Annotated in this window: 22 protein-coding genes; 8 read left to right on the top strand and 14 right to left on the bottom strand. The window is 72.9% G+C overall.

The features are described 5' to 3' along the window. Window positions 1-95: 95 nt before the first annotated feature. The gene (locus tag OHS17_RS09770) at window positions 96-1,349 is read left to right on the top strand and encodes an extracellular catalytic domain type 1 short-chain-length polyhydroxyalkanoate depolymerase (RefSeq protein WP_161210033.1); all 1,254 of its coding nucleotides are present in this window, start codon (window positions 96-98) and stop codon (window positions 1,347-1,349) included. 57 nt (window positions 1,350-1,406) lie between these two features. On the opposite strand, the gene OHS17_RS09765 is transcribed toward OHS17_RS09770, so the two are convergent. The 7 genes from OHS17_RS09765 to OHS17_RS09735 form a co-directional block, all read right to left on the bottom strand. Further along, window positions 1,407-2,300: an alpha/beta fold hydrolase gene (locus OHS17_RS09765; RefSeq protein WP_330311850.1), complete on the bottom strand. Its 894-nt coding sequence runs from the start codon at window positions 2,298-2,300 to the stop codon at window positions 1,407-1,409. Then, on the bottom strand, window positions 2,297-3,412 hold the full coding sequence (locus tag OHS17_RS09760) for a branched-chain amino acid ABC transporter permease (RefSeq protein WP_330311849.1): 1,116 nt from the start codon (window positions 3,410-3,412) through the stop codon (window positions 2,297-2,299). The genes OHS17_RS09765 and OHS17_RS09760 overlap by 4 nt, the downstream gene beginning before the upstream one ends. Further along, the gene (locus tag OHS17_RS09755) at window positions 3,409-4,296 is read right to left on the bottom strand and encodes a branched-chain amino acid ABC transporter permease (RefSeq protein ID WP_330311848.1); all 888 of its coding nucleotides are present in this window, start codon (window positions 4,294-4,296) and stop codon (window positions 3,409-3,411) included. The genes OHS17_RS09760 and OHS17_RS09755 overlap by 4 nt, the downstream gene beginning before the upstream one ends. Next, complete coding sequence (locus OHS17_RS09750) at window positions 4,296-5,042, bottom strand: ABC transporter ATP-binding protein (protein ID WP_330311847.1); 747 nt, start codon at window positions 5,040-5,042, stop codon at window positions 4,296-4,298. The genes OHS17_RS09755 and OHS17_RS09750 overlap by 1 nt, the downstream gene beginning before the upstream one ends. Then, window positions 5,039-5,827, bottom strand: coding sequence for an ABC transporter ATP-binding protein (locus OHS17_RS09745; protein ID WP_330311846.1), 789 nt, complete (start codon window positions 5,825-5,827; stop codon window positions 5,039-5,041). The genes OHS17_RS09750 and OHS17_RS09745 overlap by 4 nt, the downstream gene beginning before the upstream one ends. Window positions 5,828-5,830: 3 nt before the next feature. Beyond that, a complete protein-coding gene (locus OHS17_RS09740) occupies window positions 5,831-7,078 on the bottom strand; it encodes a substrate-binding domain-containing protein (RefSeq protein ID WP_330311845.1) in 1,248 nt (415 codons plus the stop codon). Window positions 7,079-7,214: 136 nt separating this feature from the next. After that, on the bottom strand, window positions 7,215-7,814 hold the full coding sequence (locus tag OHS17_RS09735) for a TetR family transcriptional regulator (protein WP_330311844.1): 600 nt from the start codon (window positions 7,812-7,814) through the stop codon (window positions 7,215-7,217). Window positions 7,815-7,990: 176 nt separating this feature from the next. On the opposite strand from OHS17_RS09735, the gene OHS17_RS09730 reads away from it, so the two are divergent. The 3 genes from OHS17_RS09730 (at window position 7,991) to OHS17_RS09720 (ending at window position 11,214) form a co-directional block, all read left to right on the top strand. Beyond that, the gene (locus tag OHS17_RS09730) at window positions 7,991-9,322 is read left to right on the top strand and encodes a glycosyltransferase family 4 protein (protein WP_330311843.1); all 1,332 of its coding nucleotides are present in this window, start codon (window positions 7,991-7,993) and stop codon (window positions 9,320-9,322) included. A 69-nt stretch (window positions 9,323-9,391) separates the two neighbouring features. Further along, a complete protein-coding gene (locus tag OHS17_RS09725) occupies window positions 9,392-10,144 on the top strand; it encodes a class I SAM-dependent methyltransferase (protein ID WP_330311842.1) in 753 nt (250 codons plus the stop codon). Beyond that, window positions 10,141-11,214 (top strand): prenyltransferase, encoded by a 1,074-nt coding sequence (locus OHS17_RS09720; RefSeq protein ID WP_330311841.1) that lies wholly within the window; start codon window positions 10,141-10,143, stop codon window positions 11,212-11,214. Before OHS17_RS09725 ends, OHS17_RS09720 begins: the two co-directional genes overlap by 4 nt. A gap of 18 nt (window positions 11,215-11,232) precedes the next feature. Here the strand turns inward: OHS17_RS09720 and OHS17_RS09715 are convergent, their stop codons facing one another. After that, on the bottom strand, window positions 11,233-11,520 hold the full coding sequence (locus tag OHS17_RS09715) for a hypothetical protein (protein ID WP_018103415.1): 288 nt from the start codon (window positions 11,518-11,520) through the stop codon (window positions 11,233-11,235). Window positions 11,521-11,668: 148 nt separating this feature from the next. Here OHS17_RS09715 and OHS17_RS09710 point away from each other — a divergent pair, with 148 nt between their 5' ends. The 3 genes from OHS17_RS09710 (at window position 11,669) to OHS17_RS09700 (ending at window position 14,172) form a co-directional block, all read left to right on the top strand. After that, complete coding sequence (locus tag OHS17_RS09710; RefSeq protein WP_018103416.1) at window positions 11,669-12,223, top strand: hypothetical protein; 555 nt, start codon at window positions 11,669-11,671, stop codon at window positions 12,221-12,223. Window positions 12,224-12,262: 39 nt separating this feature from the next. Continuing rightward, the gene (locus OHS17_RS09705) at window positions 12,263-13,039 is read left to right on the top strand and encodes a maleylpyruvate isomerase family mycothiol-dependent enzyme (protein ID WP_330311840.1); all 777 of its coding nucleotides are present in this window, start codon (window positions 12,263-12,265) and stop codon (window positions 13,037-13,039) included. A 92-nt stretch (window positions 13,040-13,131) separates the two neighbouring features. After that, the gene (locus tag OHS17_RS09700) at window positions 13,132-14,172 is read left to right on the top strand and encodes a PHP domain-containing protein (RefSeq protein ID WP_330311839.1); all 1,041 of its coding nucleotides are present in this window, start codon (window positions 13,132-13,134) and stop codon (window positions 14,170-14,172) included. A gap of 74 nt (window positions 14,173-14,246) precedes the next feature. Here OHS17_RS09700 and OHS17_RS09695 read toward each other — a convergent pair whose 3' ends face one another. The 6 genes from OHS17_RS09695 to OHS17_RS09670 all read right to left on the bottom strand — a co-directional run bounded on the left by OHS17_RS09695 (window position 14,247) and on the right by OHS17_RS09670 (window position 20,701). Next, window positions 14,247-15,029, bottom strand: coding sequence for a hypothetical protein (locus OHS17_RS09695; RefSeq protein WP_330311838.1), 783 nt, complete (start codon window positions 15,027-15,029; stop codon window positions 14,247-14,249). 223 nt (window positions 15,030-15,252) lie between these two features. Then, the gene (locus tag OHS17_RS09690) at window positions 15,253-16,188 is read right to left on the bottom strand and encodes an N-acetylmuramoyl-L-alanine amidase (RefSeq protein WP_330311837.1); all 936 of its coding nucleotides are present in this window, start codon (window positions 16,186-16,188) and stop codon (window positions 15,253-15,255) included. An 82-nt stretch (window positions 16,189-16,270) separates the two neighbouring features. Then, entirely contained in the window at window positions 16,271-16,915 is a 645-nt protein-coding gene (locus OHS17_RS09685) for a class I SAM-dependent methyltransferase (protein ID WP_330311836.1), read from the bottom strand. Between the two features lie 119 nt (window positions 16,916-17,034). Next, the gene (locus OHS17_RS09680) at window positions 17,035-18,360 is read right to left on the bottom strand and encodes a M20/M25/M40 family metallo-hydrolase (protein WP_330311835.1); all 1,326 of its coding nucleotides are present in this window, start codon (window positions 18,358-18,360) and stop codon (window positions 17,035-17,037) included. Further along, a complete protein-coding gene (locus OHS17_RS09675) occupies window positions 18,357-19,748 on the bottom strand; it encodes a cytosine permease (protein ID WP_073863383.1) in 1,392 nt (463 codons plus the stop codon). The genes OHS17_RS09680 and OHS17_RS09675 overlap by 4 nt, the downstream gene beginning before the upstream one ends. Continuing rightward, on the bottom strand, window positions 19,748-20,701 hold the full coding sequence (locus tag OHS17_RS09670) for a DUF1177 domain-containing protein (protein WP_073863382.1): 954 nt from the start codon (window positions 20,699-20,701) through the stop codon (window positions 19,748-19,750). Before OHS17_RS09670 ends, OHS17_RS09675 begins: the two co-directional genes overlap by 1 nt. A gap of 147 nt (window positions 20,702-20,848) precedes the next feature. On the opposite strand from OHS17_RS09670, the gene OHS17_RS09665 reads away from it, so the two are divergent. Next, window positions 20,849-21,682 (top strand): IclR family transcriptional regulator, encoded by an 834-nt coding sequence (locus OHS17_RS09665; protein ID WP_330311834.1) that lies wholly within the window; start codon window positions 20,849-20,851, stop codon window positions 21,680-21,682. Window positions 21,683-21,707 lie beyond the last annotated feature (25 nt).

The raw sequence follows: 21,707 nt of genomic DNA, 5'->3' as shown, positions 1-21,707 counted from the left end.
GGCCCGGGTGTGGCCACCGGTCCCATGGGCGGGGGGCGGTGCCGCTCGTAGGTTCCGGCAGCAACCCGTACCCCCACGGCAGGGAGAAAGCACCCGTGCGCCCACCGATCCTGAAACGTCTCGCCCGCCGCCTCGCGGCGACGGCCGTCCTCGGCCTGCTCGCGGCGACGCTGAGCGTCACCACCGCGCAGCCCGCCGCCGCTGCCGCCGGCCTCCAGCAGGTGACCGGCTTCGGCTCCAACCCCGGCAACCTCCAGATGTACGCGTACACCCCCGCAGGACTCCCCGCGAACGCCCCCCTGGTCGTCGCCCTGCACGGCTGCACGCAGACCGCCGACGCGTACTACACCAACTCCGGCTGGCCGAAGTACGCCGACGAGTGGGGCTTCGCCGTCGTCTTCCCGCAGACCACCTCGGCGAACAACGCGCTGTCCTGCTTCGGCTGGTTCGACCCGAACGAGGACACCCGGGGCAAGGGCGAGGCCGCGTCGATCGTGCAGATGGTCGACTACGCGAAGAAGACCTACGGCTCCGACGGGCGCCGGGTGTACGTCACCGGGCTCTCGGCGGGCGGCGGGATGACCGCCGACCTGCTCGCCGCCTACCCGGACGTCTTCGCGGGCGGCTCGGTGGCCTCCGGGCTGCCCGCCCAGTGCGCGACCAGCCAGGCCGCCGCGTCCGGCTGCCAGACGGGCCCGCAGAAGCTGACGCCCGCGCAGTGGGGCGACAAGGTCCGCGCCGCGTACCCCGGTTACAGCGGTCCGTGGCCCAAGGTCGCGATCTGGCAGGGCACCTCGGACTACACGGTCTACCCGGCCAACGCGACGGCCCTGCGCGACCAGTGGACCAACGTGTGGGGCATCAGCCAGACCCCGTCGTCCACGGACAGCCTCCCCGGCAACACCACGCGCACCGTCTACAACGACGCCTCCGGGCAGCCCGCGGTGGAGATGTACTCGGTCTCCGGCATGGGCCACGGCCTGCCCGTCGGCCCCGGTTCGGGCGCCCAGCAGTGCGGCTCGACGGCCGCGTACTTCCTGAACACCCTCTGCTCCACGTACTACACGGGCGTCTTCTGGGGCCTGGACGGCGGCACCGACCCGGGCGACCCGGGCGATCCCGGTGACCCCGGCGACCCGGGGGACCCCGGCGACCCGGACCCCGCGCAGTGCTACACCGCCACCAACTACGCCCACGTCACGGCGGGCCGGGCGCACATGTCCGGCGGGTACGTCTACGCCAACGGCTCCAACCAGAACATGGGCCTGTACAACGTCTTCGTCAGCCACACCCTGAAGGAGACCCCGGCCGGCTACTTCGTCATCGCGGACAGCGGCTGCACCACCTGACGCCACACGGCGAGCGGGGCCCGGCACACCACCGCCGGGCCCCGCTCGTACGGGCTCTCAGCCCCGCGCCAGCGCCACCAGCCGGTCCGCGATCTCCCGGCCGCCCCGGTCGCCCGTCAGGACCGTGTAGTGGTTCACGTCCTTCACCGCGACCGGCTCCACCCGGGTCCCGTCCAGTCCGGCGGCGGCGAGCCGGCCCTCGTCGTAGAGGCCCTGCTCCTCGTCCATCAGACCGCGCGCGGCCCACAGCAGCGTCGCGTCGACGGGCAGCTTCCGGACCGCCGACAGGACCTCCTCGTCGAACAGCCCGACCCCGTCCGTGCGGATCGCCTCGATCCGGCAGGACGAGCGCAGCTCCGGCTCCTCGCCGGTCAGGTCGCGCTGGATGTACGCGTCCACCTCGTCCGACCACGCCCCGGCGAACGCCGGATGCGCCTGCCAGAACGCCCGGTAGGCGGCCCGGTCCGGGAAGGTCATCGACAGCCGGTCCATCGCCGGGCCGATCACCGCCGTCATCAGCTCGTCGGGCGTCAGGTGCGTCGGCGCCGGGAAGCCGACGCCGCCGTCCACGAGCAGCAGCGGCCCGAAGCGGTCCGGGTGGCGCACCGCCGCGAGGGCCGCCACGAACGCGCCCATCGAGTGGCCCGCGAGCACCACCCGGTCCTGGCCCAGCGCCTCGGTCAGGGCGGCGATGTCATCGGTGTGCGCGGCGATCCCGTACGGGCCCGGCAGCCGCGCGCTCCCTGCCCGGCCGCGCAGATCCGGCGCGACCAGCGTGACCCGGCCGTCCAGCAGCCGGGCCACCGCCGCCCAGGACAGAGCGTTGGAGGTGATCCCGTGCAGGGCCACCACCACCGGCGCGTCCGGGGCGGCGGCCGGCCAGCGCAGGGCCGCCAGGGAGCCCCCGCGCACCGGGACTTCGATCTCTTCGTACTCCGCGAGCGGGCTCAACTGACTCCGGTCTCCTTACGGTTCGACGCGCCCCTCAGCCGGGACGGAAGGCGGGCCAGGCCGCCGGGCAGCAGATGTACCACGGCCACGAACACCACGCCCAGCAGGAACAACGGCTGCGACAGCGGGACACGCAGGACCGCCGGAAGGTCCGCGACCGCGCCCGAGCCCGCGAGGTCGCCGAGCCGGTGGTCGGCCCAGGTGTAGAGGATGCCGCCGACCAACGGGCCCCACCGGGTGCCCGAGCCGCCCAGCACCACCATCACCAGCAGCGACAGCGTGAAGTCCGAGGTGGTCGTCTGCGGGGTCGAGCCGCCCGTCAGCAGCAGGTGCACGATCCCGCCGAGCGCGGCGAGCGCCCCCGCGACCACGAAGGCCGTCAGCTTGAACCCGTACGGCTTCAGGCCCAGGACCTCCACCCGGCGCTCGTTCTCCTTGATGCCCTCCCAGACGCGGCCGGTGGGGGAGCGGACCGCCCAGTGGACGACGCCCAGGGTGAGCACCAGGTAGGCCAGCGCGATCCAGTACAGGTTCGCGGTGTTGTCGATGCCGACCAGCGAGGACGGCAGCAGCTCGGACGGGGCCGCCCGGCCCTCCTCGCCGCCGGTGACCCCGCCGGGGTTGCGGGAGACCAGGATCGAGCCCGCCTGCGCGAAGGCCAGGGTCACCATGGAGAAGCCGATCCCGGTCACGCGCAGGCTCACCGACCCCAGGACCAGGGCGAGCGCGATCCCGGAGAGCAGCCCGAGGACCGTGGCGAGCGCGAACGGCAGACCCGCCTCCAGGAGGAACAGATTGGTGGCGTAGCTGCCCGCCGCGAAGTACAGGGCGTGCCCGAAGGAGAGCAGCCCGGTCCGCCCGAGCAGCAGGTCGTAGCCGGTGGCCAGGGCGCCGAACAGCAGGCAGGTCGCCAGGAGTTGCAGGCTCCCCGCCGAGCCCAGCGGCCCGTCCAGCAGCCCCGGCACCGGCACCGCGCTGAACGGGGCGACGGCCAGGACGAGCAGGACGGCGGCGGGCCACCAGCGCAGCAGCCGGGCCCGCCCGGCTGCCGGGGCCGGTCCCGCGGTGGTGCGGCCCGCGGTGCGGTCGGATGTGTCGGTGGCGGTGCTCACGCGAGCCTCCCCGTCAGTCCGCGCGGCCGGATCAGCAGCAGCACGGCGAGCAGGACGACGACCGCCAGATCGCCGAGCCCCGCTGCGGTGTAGTAGTTGGCGAACTGCTGGACCAGGCCGATGACCACGGACGCCACGGCGGCGCCGGTCACCGAGCCCATGCCGCCGGTGACCACGACGACGAACGCGAAGATCAGCAGCGAGGTCCCCTGGCGCGGGTCGACCGAGCCGAAGTACAGCCCGCCGATCGCCCCGCCCAGCGCCGCCGCGCAGCCGCCGATCGCGAAGACCAGCGTGAACGCCTTGCGGACGTCGATGCCGAGCGCGGTGACCATGGCCCGGTCCTCGACCCCGGCCCGGACGACCAGGCCGTGCCGGGTCCGGCCGAGGAACAGCCGCAGCGCCACCAGCACCACGACCGCCGCACCCACCAGGACCAGCCGGTTGACCGGGACCTGCGCGCCCAGCAGCCCGAAGGTCCCGGACAGCGCCTCGGGCCCCGGGAACGGGTGGGCGTCGGAGCCCCAGATGCCGGAGAGCAGCGCGGGCACCGCGAGCCCCACCCCGACCGTGGCGAGCACCTGCTCGCGCGGCCGGGTGTAGAGCGGGCGGACGACCGCGAGTTCGAGGAGCACGGCGGCGACGGTGCCCACCGCCGTACCGAACAGGACCGCGAGGACGAACCCGGCGCCGCCGGGGCCCGCGCCGGGGAGATTCCCGGACGCGGCCCACCAGGTGCCGTACGCGCCGATCGAAAGCAGCGCCCCGTGCGCGAAGTTGAGCACGTCCATCAGGCCGAAGATCAGTGAGAGTCCGGACGCGACCAGGAAGTAGAGGGCCCCCAGACCGAGACCGGTCATGGTGAGCAGGACGAGGGTGGACATCAGGAATCCGCCTTCACGGAAGGGTGTGCGGTGACCGGGCCGTGGCCCACACCGAGCAGCGTGCGGGCCGCCTCCGGGTCGCCCAGCAGCTCGGCGGCCGGGCCCCGGTGGGCGGTGCGGCCGTCGGCGAGGACCACGCAGTGCCCGGCCAGCCGGCGCACCACGGCGAGGTTCTGCTCGACCAGGAGCACCGGCACCGCCTCGGCGGCCCGTTCCAGCACCTGGGCCACCTCGGTGACGACCTTCGGTGCCAGGCCCTTGGTCGGTTCGTCCGCGATGATCAGCCGGTTGGCGTTGAGCAGGGTGCGCCCGATGGCCACCATCTGCTGCTGACCGCCGGACAGCGTCCCGGCCAACTGCCGCGCCCGCTGCTTGAGTTCCGGGAACAGCTCGTGGACCAGGCCGTACGCGGGCTCGCCCGCGCCGCGCCGTTCGGCCAGGCGCAGGTTCTCCGCGACGGTCAGCCCGGCGAAGATGCCCCGGTCCTCGGGGGCGTAGCCGATGCCGCGCCGGACCAGCGCGTGCGTGGGCAGGCCCGCGGTCTCCTCGCCGTCGAGCCGGACGCTCCCGGCGCGCGGGACGAGCCCGAGGATGCCCCGGACCGTGGTGGTCTTCCCGGCGCCGTTGCGCCCGAGGAGCGCGGTGACGCCGTGCGCGGTGACGTCGAGGTCGACGCCGTGCAGGATGTGCCGGCCGCCGATCAGGACCCGCAGGTCCCGTACGTCCAGGAGGGGTTGCTCGGTCACAGGCCCTCCCCGAGGTACGCCTGCTGCACGACCGGGTCGGCGGTGACCGCCTCCGGGGTGTCCAGGGCGAGCAGCCGGCCGTGGTGCATCACGGCGAGCCGGTCGGCGAGGCCGAGCAGGACGTCCATGTGGTGTTCGACCATGAGGACCGTGCGCCCCTCCTCGCGGTGCAGGGTGCGGATGAGTTCGGTCAGCGCGGGGACCTCCTCGGCGCTCACCCCGGCCATCGGCTCGTCGAGCAGCATCAGCCGGGGTTCGCCCACCAGCAGCACGGCCAGCTCCAGCTTCCGCTTCTCGCCGTGCGACAGTTCGCCCGCCGTGGCCTTCGCCCGGTGGCCGAGGCCGGTGCGTTCCAGGACACCGGCCACGTCGGCGGTGTACGGGTCGGCGCGCCGCCACAGCCGGTACGAGCCGCCCCGGGCGGCCTGCGCGGCGAGCCGGACGTGGTCGGCGACGGTCATCGCGGGCCACAGGCTGGACGTCTGGAAGGTCCGGCCGACGCCGCGCCGGGCCCGGACGTGCGCGGGCCGGTCCGTCATCTCGGCGCCGTCCAGCTCGATCCGTCCGGCGGTCGGCAGGTTGAGCCCGCTGATCAGGTTGAACAGGGAGGTCTTGCCCGCCCCGTTGGGCCCGATGAAAGCCAGGAACTCGCCCTCGCGGACGCTCAGCGAGACGTCCTCGACGATGGTGGCGCCGCCGACGCTCCAGCCGAGTCCTTCCAGCCGGAGCACGGGCGTCTCCCGGTCCGCCGGGCTCGTCCGCCCGAGGGTGTGGGGTGCGGTCACGGTTCAGCCCGCCGCGGGCTTCACGGGCGGCGCGACGGCGTCCAGCTGCTCGGTGTCCAGCAGCTTCGGCTCGGCGGTCTTGCCCTTGCCGTCCAGCCTGGCCACGAACATCGGCTGGAGCAGCGCGTGGTCCTCGCCGCGCACCCGGGTCTGTCCCTTGACCCCGTCGAAGCTCCAGCCCTCCAGGGCCTTCACCATCGCGGCGGTGTCGGTGGCGCTGCCCTCCTCGACGGCGTGCACGATCATCTGGGCGGCCGTGAAGCCGTCCGGCGTGAACAGGTCGGGCTTGCCGCCGTCCTTCTTCACCGCGTCCAGCATCGCCTTCTCCACGGCGTTGTTCCCGCCCGCGCCCGGGAAGTAGTGCGCCAGGAACGACACCTTGGACCCGGCCGCGCCGAAGATCGGGTACGAGGCGGTGCCGGCCAGGCCGGTGACGACCTTGCTCGCGCCGAGCACGCCCTGCTGGTCGAGGGCGGTCCACAGCGCCGGGGCGGTGGAGCCGGCCCAGGCGACGAAGACCAGGTCGGGGCCGCCCGCCTTGACCTGCCGGGCGAACGGCGTCAGGTCCGTCGCGCTGGGCGGCGCCAGCACCGAGCCGACCTTGGCGCCCTTCCCGCCGAGCACCGCCTTCACGGCGGCCACGTTGGCCTGGCCGAAGGTGGAGTCCTGGGCGAGCACCGTGACCTTCTTGCCCTTGGCGTCGCCGAGCATCGTGCCCGCCGTGAGGATGTCCTGGTAGGACTGGCGGCCCGAGCGGAAGGTGTAGTCGTTGATCCCGGTCACCGCGTCGGTGGCGGCCGGTCCGCTGACGTACAGCACCTTGTTCTGCGCGGCGAGCGGGGCCATCTGGAGCGCGACGCCGGAGTCGGTGGTGCCGGCCAGCACCTTGTAGCCCTTGCCGATGAGGTTCTTCGCGGCGGAGACCGCCTTGCCCGGGTCGCCCGCGTCGTCCTGCTCGGTGACCTCGATGCGGTGTCCGGCGACCTCGCGGGTGCCCTTGGTGGCGTAGTCGAGCCCGGCCATGAAGCCGTCGCGGTACTGCTTGCCGTAGTCGGCGAGGAGCCCGGTCCTGGAGTAGACCAGGCCGACCTTGACGGCCGCGTCGTCGGCGGACTTCGCGGAGTCGGACCCGCCCGCCTTCCCGGCGGCGGTGCAGCCCGTCAGCAGCAGGCCGGCTGCGGCCAGGACGGCGACGGTACGGATGTCACTGAGGGATCTGCGGGCTCTGCTGGCGGTACGGCTGCGGGGCATGGTGACCGGCTCCTCGGCGTGTTCCTGTGATGTCGCCGAACCGTATGAACACCGCGCCGCCGTCGATATGGTGCAGGGCACCCCACCTCGCCCCCGGGGCGTGTGGGCGCCGCACATGGCAGTCGCCCGGACGGTCCTAGCGCGCGCCCGGGCCGACCAGCCGGCACACCGTCTCGATGTCCGTGCGCACCTGCGCGATCGACGCCCGGCCGGCGAGCCAGGTGATCAGCGCGGAGTGCCAGGTGTACTCGATCACCCGCACGGCGGAGAGCTGCCCCGGCGTCGGGTGGCCGGTGCCCATCGCGTCCAGGATGATCGCCGTCGTGAGCCGTGAGACCGCGTCGGCCTCGCTGCTCGCGGACCGGTCCGCGAACGTCAGGGCGCGCACCATGGCGTCCGCCAGCTGCGGTTCGCGCTGCATCGCGCGGAACGCCCGCAGCAGGGTCTCCGCGACCCGGGCCGCCGGGTCGTTCCCGGCCGGGGGGTGCTCGCGGAGGGCGGTGTGCAGAAGCTGGAGGCGGTCGCGCATGGTGGCGAGGAGGAGGTGGATCTTGGACGGGAAGTACCGGTACAGGGTGCCGAGGGCGACCTCGGCCGCCTCCGCCACCTCGCGCATCTGGACGGCCTCGAAACCGCCCTGGCCGGCCAGCTCGGCGGTGGCCCGCAGAATGCGGCGGCGGCGGGCCTCCTGGCGTTCCGTCAGGGGCGGCGATGCCGGTCTGGCTTCCGCTGTCATGTGTCCCGTCCCGTGGCCAGGGTGTCTGCCGTGGCGTGAATCACCTGATCCGGCCGTTGCACCGTCGCTACCTGCCGGTAGATTCGTAGCTCATTGAACTACCCAGTCTGAAACTTGTTCTAGATTAGCGCCAGCGGTTACGCTCCGGCGAACACGCAGTGAGAAGGGGGCCGAGTGTGACCGCTGAGGCCGTTGAGTCGGGCCCCCGTACGGGCGTCGCCGCACCGGGCACGGGCCCCGGCGACGGACCCCTGCGCATCGCGCTCCTCACCTACAAGGGCAACCCCTTCTGCGGCGGCCAGGGCGTCTACGTACGGCACCTCGCCCGCGAACTCGCCCGGCTGGGCCACCGCGTCGAGGTCATCGGCGCCCAGCCCTACCCGGTCCTCGACGAGGGCGTCCCGCTCACCGAGCTCCCCAGCCTCGACCTGTACCGGCAGCCCGACCCGTTCCGCACCCCGAGCCGCGGCGAGTACCGGGACTGGATCGACGCCGCCGAGGTCGCCACCATGTGGACCGGCGGCTTCCCCGAACCGCTCACCTTCAGCCTCCGGGCCCGGCGCCATCTCGCCGCCCGGCGCGGCGAGTTCGACGTCATCCACGACAACCAGACCCTCGGCTACGGGCTCCTCGCCGACCTCGGCGCACCCCTGGTCACCACGATCCACCACCCCATCACCGTCGACCGGCAGCTCGACCTGGACGCCGCGACGAGCCGCCGCCGCCGGGCCTCCGTGCGCCGCTGGTACGGGTTCACCCGCATGCAGAAGCGGGTCGCGCGCCGCCTGCCCTCCGTGCTCACCGTCTCCGGCTCCTCCAAGCAGGAGATCGTGGACCACCTCGGTGTCGACCCGCGCCGCATCCGGGTCGTCCACATCGGGGCCGACACCGATCTGTGGTCGCCGGACCCCTCGGTCGCCGAGGTCCCGGGCCGCATCGTCACCACGTCGAGCGCCGACGTCCCGCTCAAGGGCCTCGTCCACCTCGTGGAGGCCCTCGCCAAGCTCCGTACCGGCAACCCCGCCGCCCACCTCGTCGTCGTCGGCAGGCGCGCCGAGGACGGGCCGGTCGCCCGGGCCATCGAGCGGCACGGCCTCGCGGACGCCGTCGAGTTCGTCAAGGGCATCAGCGACTCCGAGCTGGTCGACCTGGTGCGCGGCGCGCAGATCGCCTGCGTCCCCTCGCTGTACGAGGGCTTCTCGCTGCCCGCCGCCGAGGCCATGGCCACCGGCACCCCGCTGGTCGCGACGACCGGCGGCGCCATCCCGGAGGTCGCCGGACCCGACGGGGAGACCTGCCTCGCGGTCGCGCCCGGTGACCCGGGGGCCCTCGCCGACGCGCTCGGCCGGCTGCTCGGCGACGCGGAGCTGCGCGCCCGGCTCGGGGCCGCAGGCCGTGAGCGGGTGCTCGCCCGGTTCACCTGGAAGCAGGCCGCCATCGGCACCGCCGAGCTCTACCGGCAGGCCATCGCCGCCCGCGCCGCCACCGGCCCCGGTGGCCGGCGGTGACCCCGGTCCTTGTGCCGGGCCCCTGATCCCGTTCCCCCGACCCACCCCCGACCGCGAAAGCAGGCACACGTGCTGACCGTGGACTTCACCCGCTTCCCGCTCGCCGCAGGCGACCGCGTGCTCGACCTCGGGTGCGGCGCCGGACGCCACGCCTTCGAGTGCTACCGGCGCGGCGCCCAGGTGGTGGCCCTCGACCAGAACGGCGAGGAGATCCGCGAGGTCGCGAAGTGGTTCGCCGCGATGAAGGAGGCCGGGGAGGCCCCCGAGGGCGCCACCGCCACCGCGATGGAGGGCGATGCGCTCAACCTGCCCTTCCCCGACGAGTCCTTCGACGTCGTGATCATCTCCGAGGTCATGGAGCACATCCCCGACGACAAGGGCGTCCTCGCCGAGATGGTCCGCGTGCTGCGGCCCGGCGGCCGGATCGCCGTCACCGTCCCGCGCTACGGCCCCGAGAAGGTCTGCTGGGCGCTCTCCGACGCGTACCACGAGGTCGAGGGCGGCCACATCCGCATCTACAAGGCCGACGAGCTCCTCGGTAAGATGCGCGGCGCCGGCCTCAAGCCGTACGGCACCCACCACGCGCACGCGCTGCACTCCCCGTACTGGTGGCTCAAGTGCGCGTTCGGCGTCGACAACGACAAGGCGTTGCCGGTGAAGGCGTACCACAAGCTCCTGGTCTGGGACATCATGAAGAAGCCCGCCCTGACCCGGGTCGCCGAGAAGCTGCTCAACCCGGTCGTCGGCAAGAGCTTCGTGGCGTACGCGACCAAGCCGCACCTGCCCCTCGCCGCCGCAGCAGCCGCCGAGGCCGAGGCGTGAGCCTTCCCGAGCGGACCGAACACCTCGTCCTGCCCGGAGTCCTCACCGCCGCGCAGGCCGCCGAGACCGTCGCCGCGGTGCGCGCCGTGCAGCGCCCGGACGGCGCCATCCCGTGGTTCCGCGGCCACCACCTCGACCCGTGGGACCACACCGAGGCCGCCATGGCCCTGGACGCGGCCGGCGAGCACACCGCCGCGGAACGCGCGTACGAGTGGCTGGCCCGCCACCAGAACGCCGACGGCTCCTGGTACGCCGCCTACCACGACGGCGACGCCGGTCAGCCGACCGACCGCAGCCGGGAGACCAACTTCTGCGCCTACGTGGCCGTCGGCGTCTGGCACCACTACCTCGCCACCGGCGACGACGCCTTCGTGGACCGGATGTGGCCCACGGTCCACGCGGCCGTCGAGTTCGTCCTGCGCCTCCAGCAGCCCGGCGGCCAGATCGGCTGGAAGCGGGAGGACGACGGCACGGAGGTGACGGACGCGCTGCTGACCGGGTCCTCCTCCATCCACCAGGCCCTGCGCTGCGCGCTGGCCATCGCCGAGCGCCGCGAGGAGCCGCAGCCGGACTGGGAGCTGGCGACCGGGGCGCTCGGCCACGCGATCCGCAGCCACCCGGAGCGCTTCCTCGACAAGAGCCGTTACTCGATGGACTGGTACTACCCGGTCCTCGGCGGCGCCGTCACCGGCGCGGCGGCCAAGGAGCGCATCGAGGAGGGCTGGGACCGCTTCGTCGTCCCCGGCCTCGGGGTGCGCTGCGTGCTGCCCAACCCGTGGGTGACCGGCGGCGAGAGCTGCGAACTTGCCCTGGCCCTCTGGGTGATGGGCGAGTCCGACCGGGCGCTCGACATCCTCCAGTCGGTCCAGCACCTGCGGGCCGAGGGCGGCATGTACTGGACGGGCTACGTCTTCGAGGGCAACCGCGCCTTCTGGCCCGAGGAGCACACCTCCTGGACGGCCGGTTCGCTGCTGCTGGCGGTGGCCGCGCTCGGAGGGGACGAGGCGACCACCGCCGTGTTCAGCGGGGACCGGCTCCCGAAGGGGCTGGAGCCGGACTGCTGCGGCTGAGCGGTTGACGGGGGAGCGTCAGCGCCGGACGCGGCCCGCGATGGCGTGCCCGATGAACAGGTACACCAGGGCGGCCAGGCCGTAACCGGCGACGACGTTGGCCCATGCCTTGTCGAACGTGAACAGGTCGTACGACCAGCCGGCGAGCCACCTGGCGGTGTCCCGCACGAACTCGACCAGCTCGTTGCCGCGGTTCGCGTCGAGCAGGTACATCAGGATCCACAGGCCGATGATGAAGGCCATGACGTCCGCCACGAGGGCGATGACACGTGCTGCGGTGAAGCCGTTGCCTCTGCTGTAGGACATGGTCTCCGCTTTGCCGCTCGGGCGCGGCCGAAACCCGTCGGCCGGACTCGTACGGCCGCGCAGCGGTGGCGGGTTGCCCGCGGCGCGGCGAGCCTGGCGGGGAGTGCCGGGCCCCGGCACCCGCCCCGCCCGGCCAGGGAGGCCCGCCGTGCCCCGACCCGTACCGCTCCGCCGCCTGCTCCTCGCGCTGCTGCTGGCCTGCGCCGTGCTGGCGGGCACCACCGCGTGCGGGAGCGACGACAAGGACGGCGGTACGAGCAGTTCGGCGTCGCCCACCGGCACCTCTTCGGCCGAGGCGCAGAAGTGGGCCAAGACGAGGTTCGTCGCCAACGCGGGGCTCGCCGCGGGCGCCACGTACCAGTGGGTCGTGAAGCCTTACCGGGCCGGGAAGTTCAAGAAGGGCGCCGACGGGCGCACCTTCGCCCTCGTCAAGGCCGGGCTCGCGGGCACCTTCGCCTACAACCGGCTGAAGGCCGCCACGGAGAACGCGAAGGGCGACCCGCTGCTGTCGAAGGCCGTCGCCCCGCTCACCGCGGGCATCGCCTCGCTCAAGGGGCTCTCCACCAAGCTCCGCAAGGGCGAGGCGGGAGCGGGCGACATCGGCATGTTCGAGGACGTCATCAGCGGCATCAAGGACGCCGGGAAGAGCGCGGGCGCCGAGGTGAAGGACAAGGTCCCGTCCACCTCGCAGCTCGGCGGATAACCGCATGTGAACCGGGGGCGGTCGCACTAGGGTGCGATCATGGGACTTCTGGCGCACGAGCGCTACTGCGATGAAATCGTCCGGCTCACCGGGGAGTTGAGGGCGAGCCTGCGCGGCGCCGATCTCGGCGCGACCGTGCCGACCTGCCCCGACTGGACCCTGCGCGAACTGGCCGAGCACGTCGGCCGCGCCCACCGCTGGGCCGGTGAGATCGTCCGCACCCGGGCCGCCGAGCCGGTGGCGGAGGAGAAGGTGCCGGACAACAGCCCCGGGAGCGACGACCCCGCAGCCCTCGACGCCTGGCTCGCCGAGGGTGCCGCCGGTACCGCCGACGCGCTGCGGGAGGCCGGGCCGGACACCGAGGTGTGGTCCTGGGCCTGGGACCACAGCGCGGGCTTCTGGGCCCGCCGCATGGCCCTGGAGACCGTCGTCCACCTCGCCGACGCGGCCCTCGCCGCGCAGGTCCCGTACACGATGACGCCCGAGCTGGCCGCCGACACCGTCGACGAGTGGCTGGAGATCGTGACCTTCGCGCAGGCCGACGGCGACCGCGAGGTCGCCCAACTGCGCGGGGCCGAGCGCTCCCTGCACCTGCACGCCACCGATGTGCCCGACGCCGAGTGGCTGATCGAGCTCGGCGCGGAGGGCGTCACCTGGCGCCGGGCGCACGGCAAGGCGGACGTGGCGCTGCGCGGGCCGCTCACCGAGGTCATGCTCGTCTTCAACCGCCGCCTCGCCCCGGACAGCGACCGGGTCGAGGTGCTGGGCGACGCCGGACTGCTGGACTTCTGGCTGGCGCGCACCTCCTTCGGCTGAGCGGGGCGCGCCCGGCCGGTGTGCGGGCCGGGCCCGGCTGGGCCAAGCTGGACGGGCGGCCGCCGGCCGTCCCGTCCCGCGAGGAGGTGCCGATGGACCCGGTCCGGGCCCTGGAACGGATCGCCTTCCTGCTGGAGCGCGGCAAGGCGGACACCTACCGCGTCCAGGCCTTCCGCACCGCCGCGCGCACCGTCGCCGCGATGGACGACGGCGAGGCGGAGCGGCGCGTGGCCGACGGCTCGCTGGAACGGGTCAAGGGCATCGGCCCCCGCACCGCCCAGGTCGTCCGCGAGGCCGTGGCCGGGGAGACACCCGGCTATCTGGACCGGCTCGAAACCGAGGCTTCCGAGGCCGGACCCCTCGCGCGGGGCGGCGAGCACCTGCTGTCCCTGCTGCGCGGCGACTGCCATACGCACTCCGACTGGTCGGACGGCGGCAGCCCCATCGAGGAGATGGGCCGCGCGGCGGCGGAACTGGGCCACGACTGGACGGTCCTCACCGACCACTCGCCCCGGCTCACGGTCGCGAACGGCCTCTCGCCGGAGCGGCTGCGCAGGCAGCTTGCCGAAGTGGCCGAACTCAACGAGCGCTGGGCGCCGTTCAGGCTGCTCACCGGCATCGAGTGCGACATCAACCTCGACGGCTCCCTCGACCAGGAGGAGGACCTGCTCGAACAGGTCGACCTGGTCGTGGTGTCCGTACACTCCAAACTCCGCATGGACGCCGCCCCGATGACCCGCCGCATGGTCGCCGCCGTCCGCCATCCGCAGGCGAACGTCCTCGGCCACTGCACCGGCCGCCTCCTCACCGGACGGGGCCGCCCCGAGTCGTCGTTCGACGCCGACGAGGTCTTCGCCGCCTGCGCCGATTCGGGCACCGCCGTCGAGATCAACAGCCGCCCCGAACGGCTCGACCCGCCCCGCGCACTCCTGCGCCGGGCCGTGGCGGCGGGCACCCTGTTCGCCGTCGACACCGACGCGCACGCACCGGGCCAGCTGGACTGGCAGGCGTACGGCTGCGCCCGCGCCGAGGAGTGCGAGGTCCCGCCGGAGCGCGTGGTCACCACCTGGACGGCCGACGAGCTGCTGCGCTGGACCCGGAAGGGCAAGGTCCCGAAGCGCGCGGCCGGCTGAGCGCGGCCCCGGGCACGGCAGCGGCCCCCCGCCCGGAAGGGGCAGGGGGCCGCTGGGACGGACAGGGGGCGGGCTCAGCCGCGCTGGATGCCCGTGGTGTCCTGGAGGACGCCGCGACGGCCGTCCTGCGTCTGGGCGATCAGCGCCGAACCGCGCTGCTCGACCGCGAGGTACCAGGTGCCCGGCGCCAGCTCGGCGATCGGGGACTGCGAACCGTCCTCGTTGTACAGCTGGCGGGCTACCGGCACCGCGAACCAGAACGGGGTGAAGTCACCGGAGCCGCCACCGGCCGCCGGCGCCGCCGGGGCCTTCTGCGCCTCGGGCTGACCCGGCTGGCCCGGCTGCTGCGCACCGTACGGCTGCGGCTGGCCCGGCTGCTGGCCGCCGAACGCCGGCTGCGGACCGCCCGGGTAGCCGTAGCCCTGGCCGGGCTGGGCACCGTACGGCTGCTGCACGGCCTGCGGGTTCGGGGCACCGGCGAGCGGGGCCTTGAGGGCCGGGACCAGCGGCGAGGCGACCGCGCCACCGGCCAGCGCCAGGGAGGCGATGAAGCCGAGGATCAGTCCGGCGCCCGCGTCGATCTGGCCCAGGTCGATGATCGTCCAGAACAGGTTCCACGCGGTGAACACCGTGGCGGCGACACCGAACTGGGCGAGGTCGAGACCCACGACCTTGCGCGGCTGGGGCTGGGAACGGGAGAGCACGATCAGCGCTGCGCCGATCACTCCGACCATGTAGACGCCGATGCCGTTGCCCAGCATGTCCCAGGAGTTGGGGGCGTCGGCGGCGGCGTTTCCGTAGTCGTAGTAGTCGAGGAACGAGGCGATGAACAGCACGACCGCTGCTCCGATCACCACGCCATCGCCTCGAGTGAGGGAGCGGATATTCACGTGAAGGTCCTTAGTCGATCGTCTCGTCGGGGCGGTCGTCGCTGCCGCCGGATACACGGCGGGCAAGGCTCGAAGCTCGGGAACGGCTCCCCATCGTAGGGATGAATCTATCGTCTGGCCCGGCGGGTTGTGTTCCTGCCCGGTTGGTGCGGGAACATCCTCCCGAATTCATCGCAGAATCACCCCTTGACTACCCCTTGAGGTAGCTGCTGATGCCGTCCGCGATGCCCTGGGCGGCCTTCTGGCGCCAACCCGGGCTGGTGAGCAGGGCGGCGTCCTTGGGATCACGCATATTGCCGCATTCGATGAAGACTTTGGGCACGGTCGACAAATTCAGTCCGCCGAGATCCTTGCGCACGTCCAAACCCGTTTTGCCGCCCACGTAATTGGAAGGGGAACTTCCGGTACTGCGCACGAACAGTCCGGCGATACGGGTGCCGAGATCGCGTGAAGGCTCAACGATCTTCGAGGTGTCCGCGCCCCCGCCGCGCACGAGTGCGGGAAGGATCACATGGAACCCGCGGTTTCCCACGGCCGATCCGTCCGCGTGCACCGAGACCACCGCGTCCGCGTGCGCCTCGTTGCCGATCCGCGCGCGCTCGTCCACGCACGGCCCGAACTCCCGGTCCCCGTCGTACGTCAGGAGCACCTTCGCGCCCTGCGCCCGCAGCAGGTCCCGCAGCCGGTGCGCCACGTCGAGGGTGAACTCCGCCTCCGCGTAACCCCCGTTGGTGGCGGTCCCGGTGGTGTCGCACTCCTTGTGGCCGGTGCCGATGTCGACCTGGCGGTTGATCGCGGCGGTGTGCAGGTGGTTGCGCGGGTTGTGCCCGGGGTCGATGACCACGGTCCTACCGGACAGCGGTCCGCCCGGAGCGGGCGGCGGCGTCGTGTGCGAGGGGGACTTCACCGGGGACTTCGACGGCGAAGGGGCGGCCTTCGTGGGCGCCGGTGACGGCGAGGCGGGTGCGGCCGGGGTGGTGGCCGCACCGCCGCTCGGCCCGGCCTGGGCCTGCGCGGTGCCGTCCCCGTCGCCGCAGCCGGCCAGGCCCAGGCACAGCAGGGCAGCGGCGGCGGCGATCCGGAGCGGGTGGCGCGGGGTGGGGGGAAGGCTCTCGTGGTGACGCACCCGGCGATGCTACCGGCCACCCCTTGCCCTGTCCGGGGCGTCCGCGGACCGGCCGGGAACGCCCGTAAACGGGTCTTTGTTGTCAGATGCCCGGTCCGGTGCGGCGCAGCACGCGCAGCGAGTCCGTGACGGAGACCTCGGTGAACGCGCCCGATTCCAGCGCCCCCAGATACACCCGGTACGGGGCCTGGCCGCCGTGGGCCGGGTCCGGGAACACGTCGTGGATCACCAGCAGCCCGCCTTCGGCGACGTGCGGGGCCCAGCCCTCGTAGTCGCCGTTCGCGTGCTCGTCGGTGTGGCCGCCGTCGATGAAGACGAAGCCCAGCGCGCCGCCCCAGACCGCCGCCACCTGCGGCGAGCGCCCCACGAGCGCCACCACGTGGTCCTCCAGGCCCGCCGCGTGCAGCGTCCTGCGGAAGGTGGGCAGGGTGTCCATCCGGCCGACCTCCGGGTCCACCACGGTCGGGTCGTGGTACTCCCAGCCGGGCTGCTGCTCCTCGCTGCCCCGGTGGTGGTCGACGGTGAGCGCGGTGACGCCGGCCGCTCGCGCCGCGTCGGCGATCAGGATCGTGGAGCGTCCGCAGTAGGTGCCGACCTCCAGCAGCGGCAGGCCCAGCGCGGCGGCCTCGGTGGCCGCCTCGTACAGCGCGAGCCCCTCGACCACCGGCATGAAGCCCTTGGCGGCCTGGAATGCGGCGAGAATCTCCGGCTTGGGCTCGGCGGCCACGGTGTTCCTCCTGGTGGGACGGGTAGGGCGCCATCGTGCCGTACGCCCCCGCCGAAGGTACCGGCGGGGGCCAGGGGGTGCCTGGCCAATCCCCGCAGGGGTGCCTGGCGTGGCTCGGGTCAGCAGCTCTGCCAGAGGCGGGTCATGACGCGGACGCCGAAGCGCAGGCCCTCCAGCGGGACGCGCTCGTCCACGCCGTGGAAGAGGCGGCCGTAGTCGAGGTCGTGCGGCAGCTTGAGGCCCTTGAAGCCGAAGCAGCGGATGCCCAGGTGGGTGAAAGCCTTGGCGTCCGTGCCGCCGGGGTTGCAGTACGGCACCGGGTGGCCGTCCGGGTCCTCCGCGCGGACCGCCGCGCACATCGCGTCGACCAGCGGGCCGTCGAACGGGGTCTCCATGGCGATGTCGTGGTTGACCCACTCCCGGCTCACCGAGGGCAGCAGCAGCCGGTCGATCGTGTCGATCAGCTCCTGCTCGTGGCCCGGCAGGAAGCGGCCGTCCACGCGGGCGGTGGCCTTCCCCGGGATCACGTTGGTCTGGTAGCCGGCGCTGAACATCGTCGGGTTCGCCGAGTTGCGCAGCACCACCTGCATGAAGTCGGCGACCGGGCCGAGGCGGGCGAGGCTGCCCTCGATGTCGTCCTCGTCGAACTCGACGCCGTAGAGCCGGGCGGCCTCTTCGAGCAGCGCGCGCACCGGCTCGATGAGCCGGACCGGGAAGGTCTCGCGGCCGATCCGGGTCAGCGACTCCGCGAGGTCGGTGACCGCGTTCTCGTCGTTGGGGGACGAGCCGTGGCCGGCCCGGCCGGTGGCGGTGAGCTCCATCCAGGCCATGCCGCGCTGGGCGTTCTCGATGGGGTACAGCCGCCGGGTGTCGTCGATCGCGAAGGAGAACCCGCCGCCCTCGCCGATCGCCTCGGTGACCCCGGCGAACAGCTCCGGGCGGTGCTCGACCAGCCAGTGCGCGCCGAACTTGCCGCCCGCCTCCTCGTCCGCGAGGAAGGCGAGGACCAGGTCGCGCGAGGGGGCCGTGCCGGTGCGGGCGAAGTGCCGGGCGGTGGCCAGCATCACCGCGACGGTGTCCTTCATGTCGATCGCGCCCCGGCCCCAGAGGTAGCCGTCGCGGATCTCGCCGGAGAAGGGCGGCACCTGCCACTCGGAGGCGTCCGCCGGGACCACGTCCAGGTGGCCGTGGACCAGCAGGGCGCCGCGCTCGGGGTCGCGGCCGGCGATCCGGGCGATGACGCTGGCGCGGCCGGGCGCCGACTCGACCAGCTCGGAGCCGATGCCCACCTCGGCCAGGCGGGCCACGACCCACTCGGCGCTCGCGCGCTCGGTGCTCGTCGGGTTGGAGGTGTCGAACCTGATCAGCTCGGCACAGAGGGCGATGACCTCGTCCTGGGCCTCGTCGGAGGCCGGGACGAGTGCGGTGCCGGGTGCGGTGCTCATGCTGCTCCCACAGGGGTGGTGGTGCGGGCGGCCGGGGCCGGGCCGTCCTGCTCGTCGGCGAGGACGGAGGTGCCGTAGGGCTTGATCCAGCCCAGCAGGCCCAGGGCGCTGTACAGGACGAAGGCGGTGGCCAGCGAGTTCAGGGCCGGGATGCCGCCGTCGTAGAACTTGCCGACGCAGAACGCGGCGATCCAGATCGCGATCGACATCGGCACCCAGGTCGGCGAGTGCGCCGGCAGGGTCTGGGCCTCCCGGGTCTCGTCCAGCGGCTTGCGCATCCGCTTCACGACCCAGTACTCGGCCACGATGATGCCGCCGATCGGCGGGATGGCGACGCCGAGGATCGTCAGGAACTCGGTGAAGTGGCTCATGATCCCGACGGCCGACAGGACCGTGCCCGCGATGCCCAGGACGATGGTGACCGCGCCGCGGTGGACGCGCTTGTTGAAGACCACCTGGAAGAAGTTGACGACGCCCAGCGAGGAGCCGTACAGGTTCCAGTCGTTGATCTTCGCCGTGGACATCAGGACGACGAGCACACCGAAGGCGCCGGAGGTGGAGAGCACGATGTGCGAGACCTCGTTGCTCTTCACCAGGTGGCCCAGGAGCACACCGGTCAGGCCGACGATGTACTCGGAGAGGATCATGGACGAGGCGCTCTGCAGGAAGACGTGCGAGCCCTTGCGGTTGTAGCGGGTCATCTCGGGGGAGACGATCGCGCCCGTCATGTAGCCGCCCGCGATGGCGGTGGCGGCGACGGCCAGCGGGATGGTGTCGCCCGGCGGCGGCGAGTGGACCAGGTCGCTGAACGAGTGGTCGTTCAGGGTCCGGATCACGGAGAAGGCGACCATGGCGAAGAACAGCGGCGTGACGACCTTCGCGAAGTTCGCCATGTACTTGAAGCCGAAGATCACCAGGGCCGTGATCGCGATGCCCGCGAGCACACACCACATCCAGGACGGACCGCCGACCAGCGCCGAGACGCTGTCACCGAAGATCTTGTTCTGGACGCCGAACCAGCCGACCAGGCTGACCGCGATCACGAAGCTGACCAGCGCCGAGCCGTTGCGTCCGAAGCCGACCCAGCGGGTCAGCATCGGCGTCGCCAGGCCCTCGCGCATCCCGGCCAGGCCGATCGCGAAGATCACCACCTCCAGGATCACCGCACCCAGCGTGAACGCGAGGAACGCGTCGCCGAAGGTCATCCCGACGCCGATGGTGGCGCCGAGCGTGAACTGCGAGATCGAACCGGACTGGGCCAGCCACTGGAGGAGCATCGACCAGAAGCCGAACCGCTTGTCGCGCGGGACGCGCGAGAGCGCGTAGTCGTCGCTGCCGATGCTCTTGGGCGCGGGCGCCACGGCACCGGACTGCGGGGCGGCTGCCATCAGGACTCCTGGGGGGTACGGCCGAAGGTCTGCAAGTGGGTCAGCGAGCCGTAGCGGCTGACGAGGTTGTCGAACTCCACCGCGTCGTGGAAGTCCAGCCGGCCGTCGCCGTACGCCTTGGCGACCTCGACGGCATAGCGGGCGGCGGACGCGATGTCGCTCTCGTGACTCGCGCCCGTCCCGCAGCCCGGCACCGCCGCGGCCGAGGTGATGGCGAGGCCGATCACGGGGGCCGCCGTCGCGGTGGAGGGCTGGAGGATCGAATTGATGTGGTGTGCCCCATTACCGTACGGGGTGATGTCCTGGGTGGTCACCGGGTACGTGACCAACGGCTCACCGGTCACCACGGCCAGCAGCTCCCCCAGCTGCTCGTTCACGCGGAGCACCCAGCCCTCCTTGACGGTGGGCGACAGGGCGAGGCCCTTGTGGTTGATGATGCGGTTGCCCTTGGTGGTGTCGATGGAGAGCACGGCCTCCATCTCGCCGGTCACCTCGTGCCGGTTCATCGTGGCGATGTCCACCGGCGAGCCCATGAACGGCACCGGGTCGTGCGGCTCGGTCGGCGCGTCCGGGCAGATGTGGGTGGCGATGATCACGTCGCCGGGCAGCACATCGCCCCGGCGGCGCATGTCGAGCAGCTTGGCGGCGGCGGCCAGCGCCGAGATCGCGCCGTCGGCGTCGGAGACCAGACCGGTCACCTCGGGCCGGGCGCCGATCCCGCCCAGCCGGCCGACGACGCCCAGGGTGCGGGCGTCGCCCCCGGCCGTACGGCCCCGGGAGCCGGGGATGCGGACCGACACGAAGTCCGTCGAGCCCCGCTCACCGGCGACCGTGGTGACCTGTGCGGACGAGCCCTCGGCCCCCGCCGCGGCGTCCAGGTACTCGACGGCCGTCTTGCCATTGGCCTGGGGGTCGTCGAGCAGCTCGACGAGGTCCAGTACGTACTTCAACATGGGGGCCTTTCTCGCGCATCCGTCACACCCGCCCGGAACCGGCCAGGGAGCCGCGGTTCCGGACGGGGTGCTGAGAGCAGATTCGGGATCGGATAGCGTTGAGCGCAATGATTTCCCGTTATCTGCAATTCACGTCTGAATGGTGAGATGGCCATGGCGGAGTTCGAAGTCGACCGGCGGACCCCCGCCGGAGCCCTCCAGACCGTCGACCGCGCGCTGCTCGTGCTGCTCGCGTTCGAGCGGACCCGGCCCGACTGGGGGGTGACCGAGGTCGCGGCGGAGTTCGGCTGGGACACCTCGGTCGCCCAGCGGCTCCTCGCCACGCTCGCGGGGCGCGGCTTCCTGGTCTCCGACCCCGCCACCCGGCGCTACCGCATCGGCCCCGCCGTGCTGCGCCTCGGCCGCCTCTGGGAGCGCTCGGGATCACTGGAACTGCTGGCCGGACCGGTCCTGGAGGAGCTGCGCCGGGTCACCGGCGACACCGTGCTCTTCTGCCTGCCCGACAGCTTCCACATGCGGTGCGTGGCCGCCGAGGAGGGCGAGGCGGGGCCGCTGCGCTACTACCCGCTGGTCGGCGAGCTCTACCCGGCCCACGCCGGGGCGACGAGCAAGTCCTTCTACGCGTACCTCCCCGACGAGCAGCGCCACCGGCTCTTCCGGGGCCGCCCGATGGCCCGCTTCACCGACCGCACCGTCACCGACCCGGACGCGCTGGAGCAGCAGCTCCTCCAGGTCCGGGCCCAGGGGTACGCGTGGACCGTCGGCGAGTACGACACCGGCATCGCGACCCTCGCCGTCCCCGTCTTCCTGGGCCGCGAACCGTACGGGAGCCTCAGCCTCGGCGGCGCCGAGGAGCGCTTCGATGGCGCGCCGGAGAACCGCCTCGACGCGCTGCGGAACGCCGCCGCGCTCCTGGAGAAGCGCCTCACTCACCCGCCGCAGCGCCCGAAGCCCCGGGCCCGCCGCGCCCCGTCCGCCTGATCCGACCCACCCCGAGAGGAACCCC

Source organism: Streptomyces sp. NBC_00523, assembly GCF_036346615.1.
GTDB lineage: Bacteria > Actinomycetota > Actinomycetes > Streptomycetales > Streptomycetaceae > Streptomyces.
Note: the sequence above shows the minus strand (reverse complement) of the source record. Positions and strands in the feature narration are given on the sequence as shown.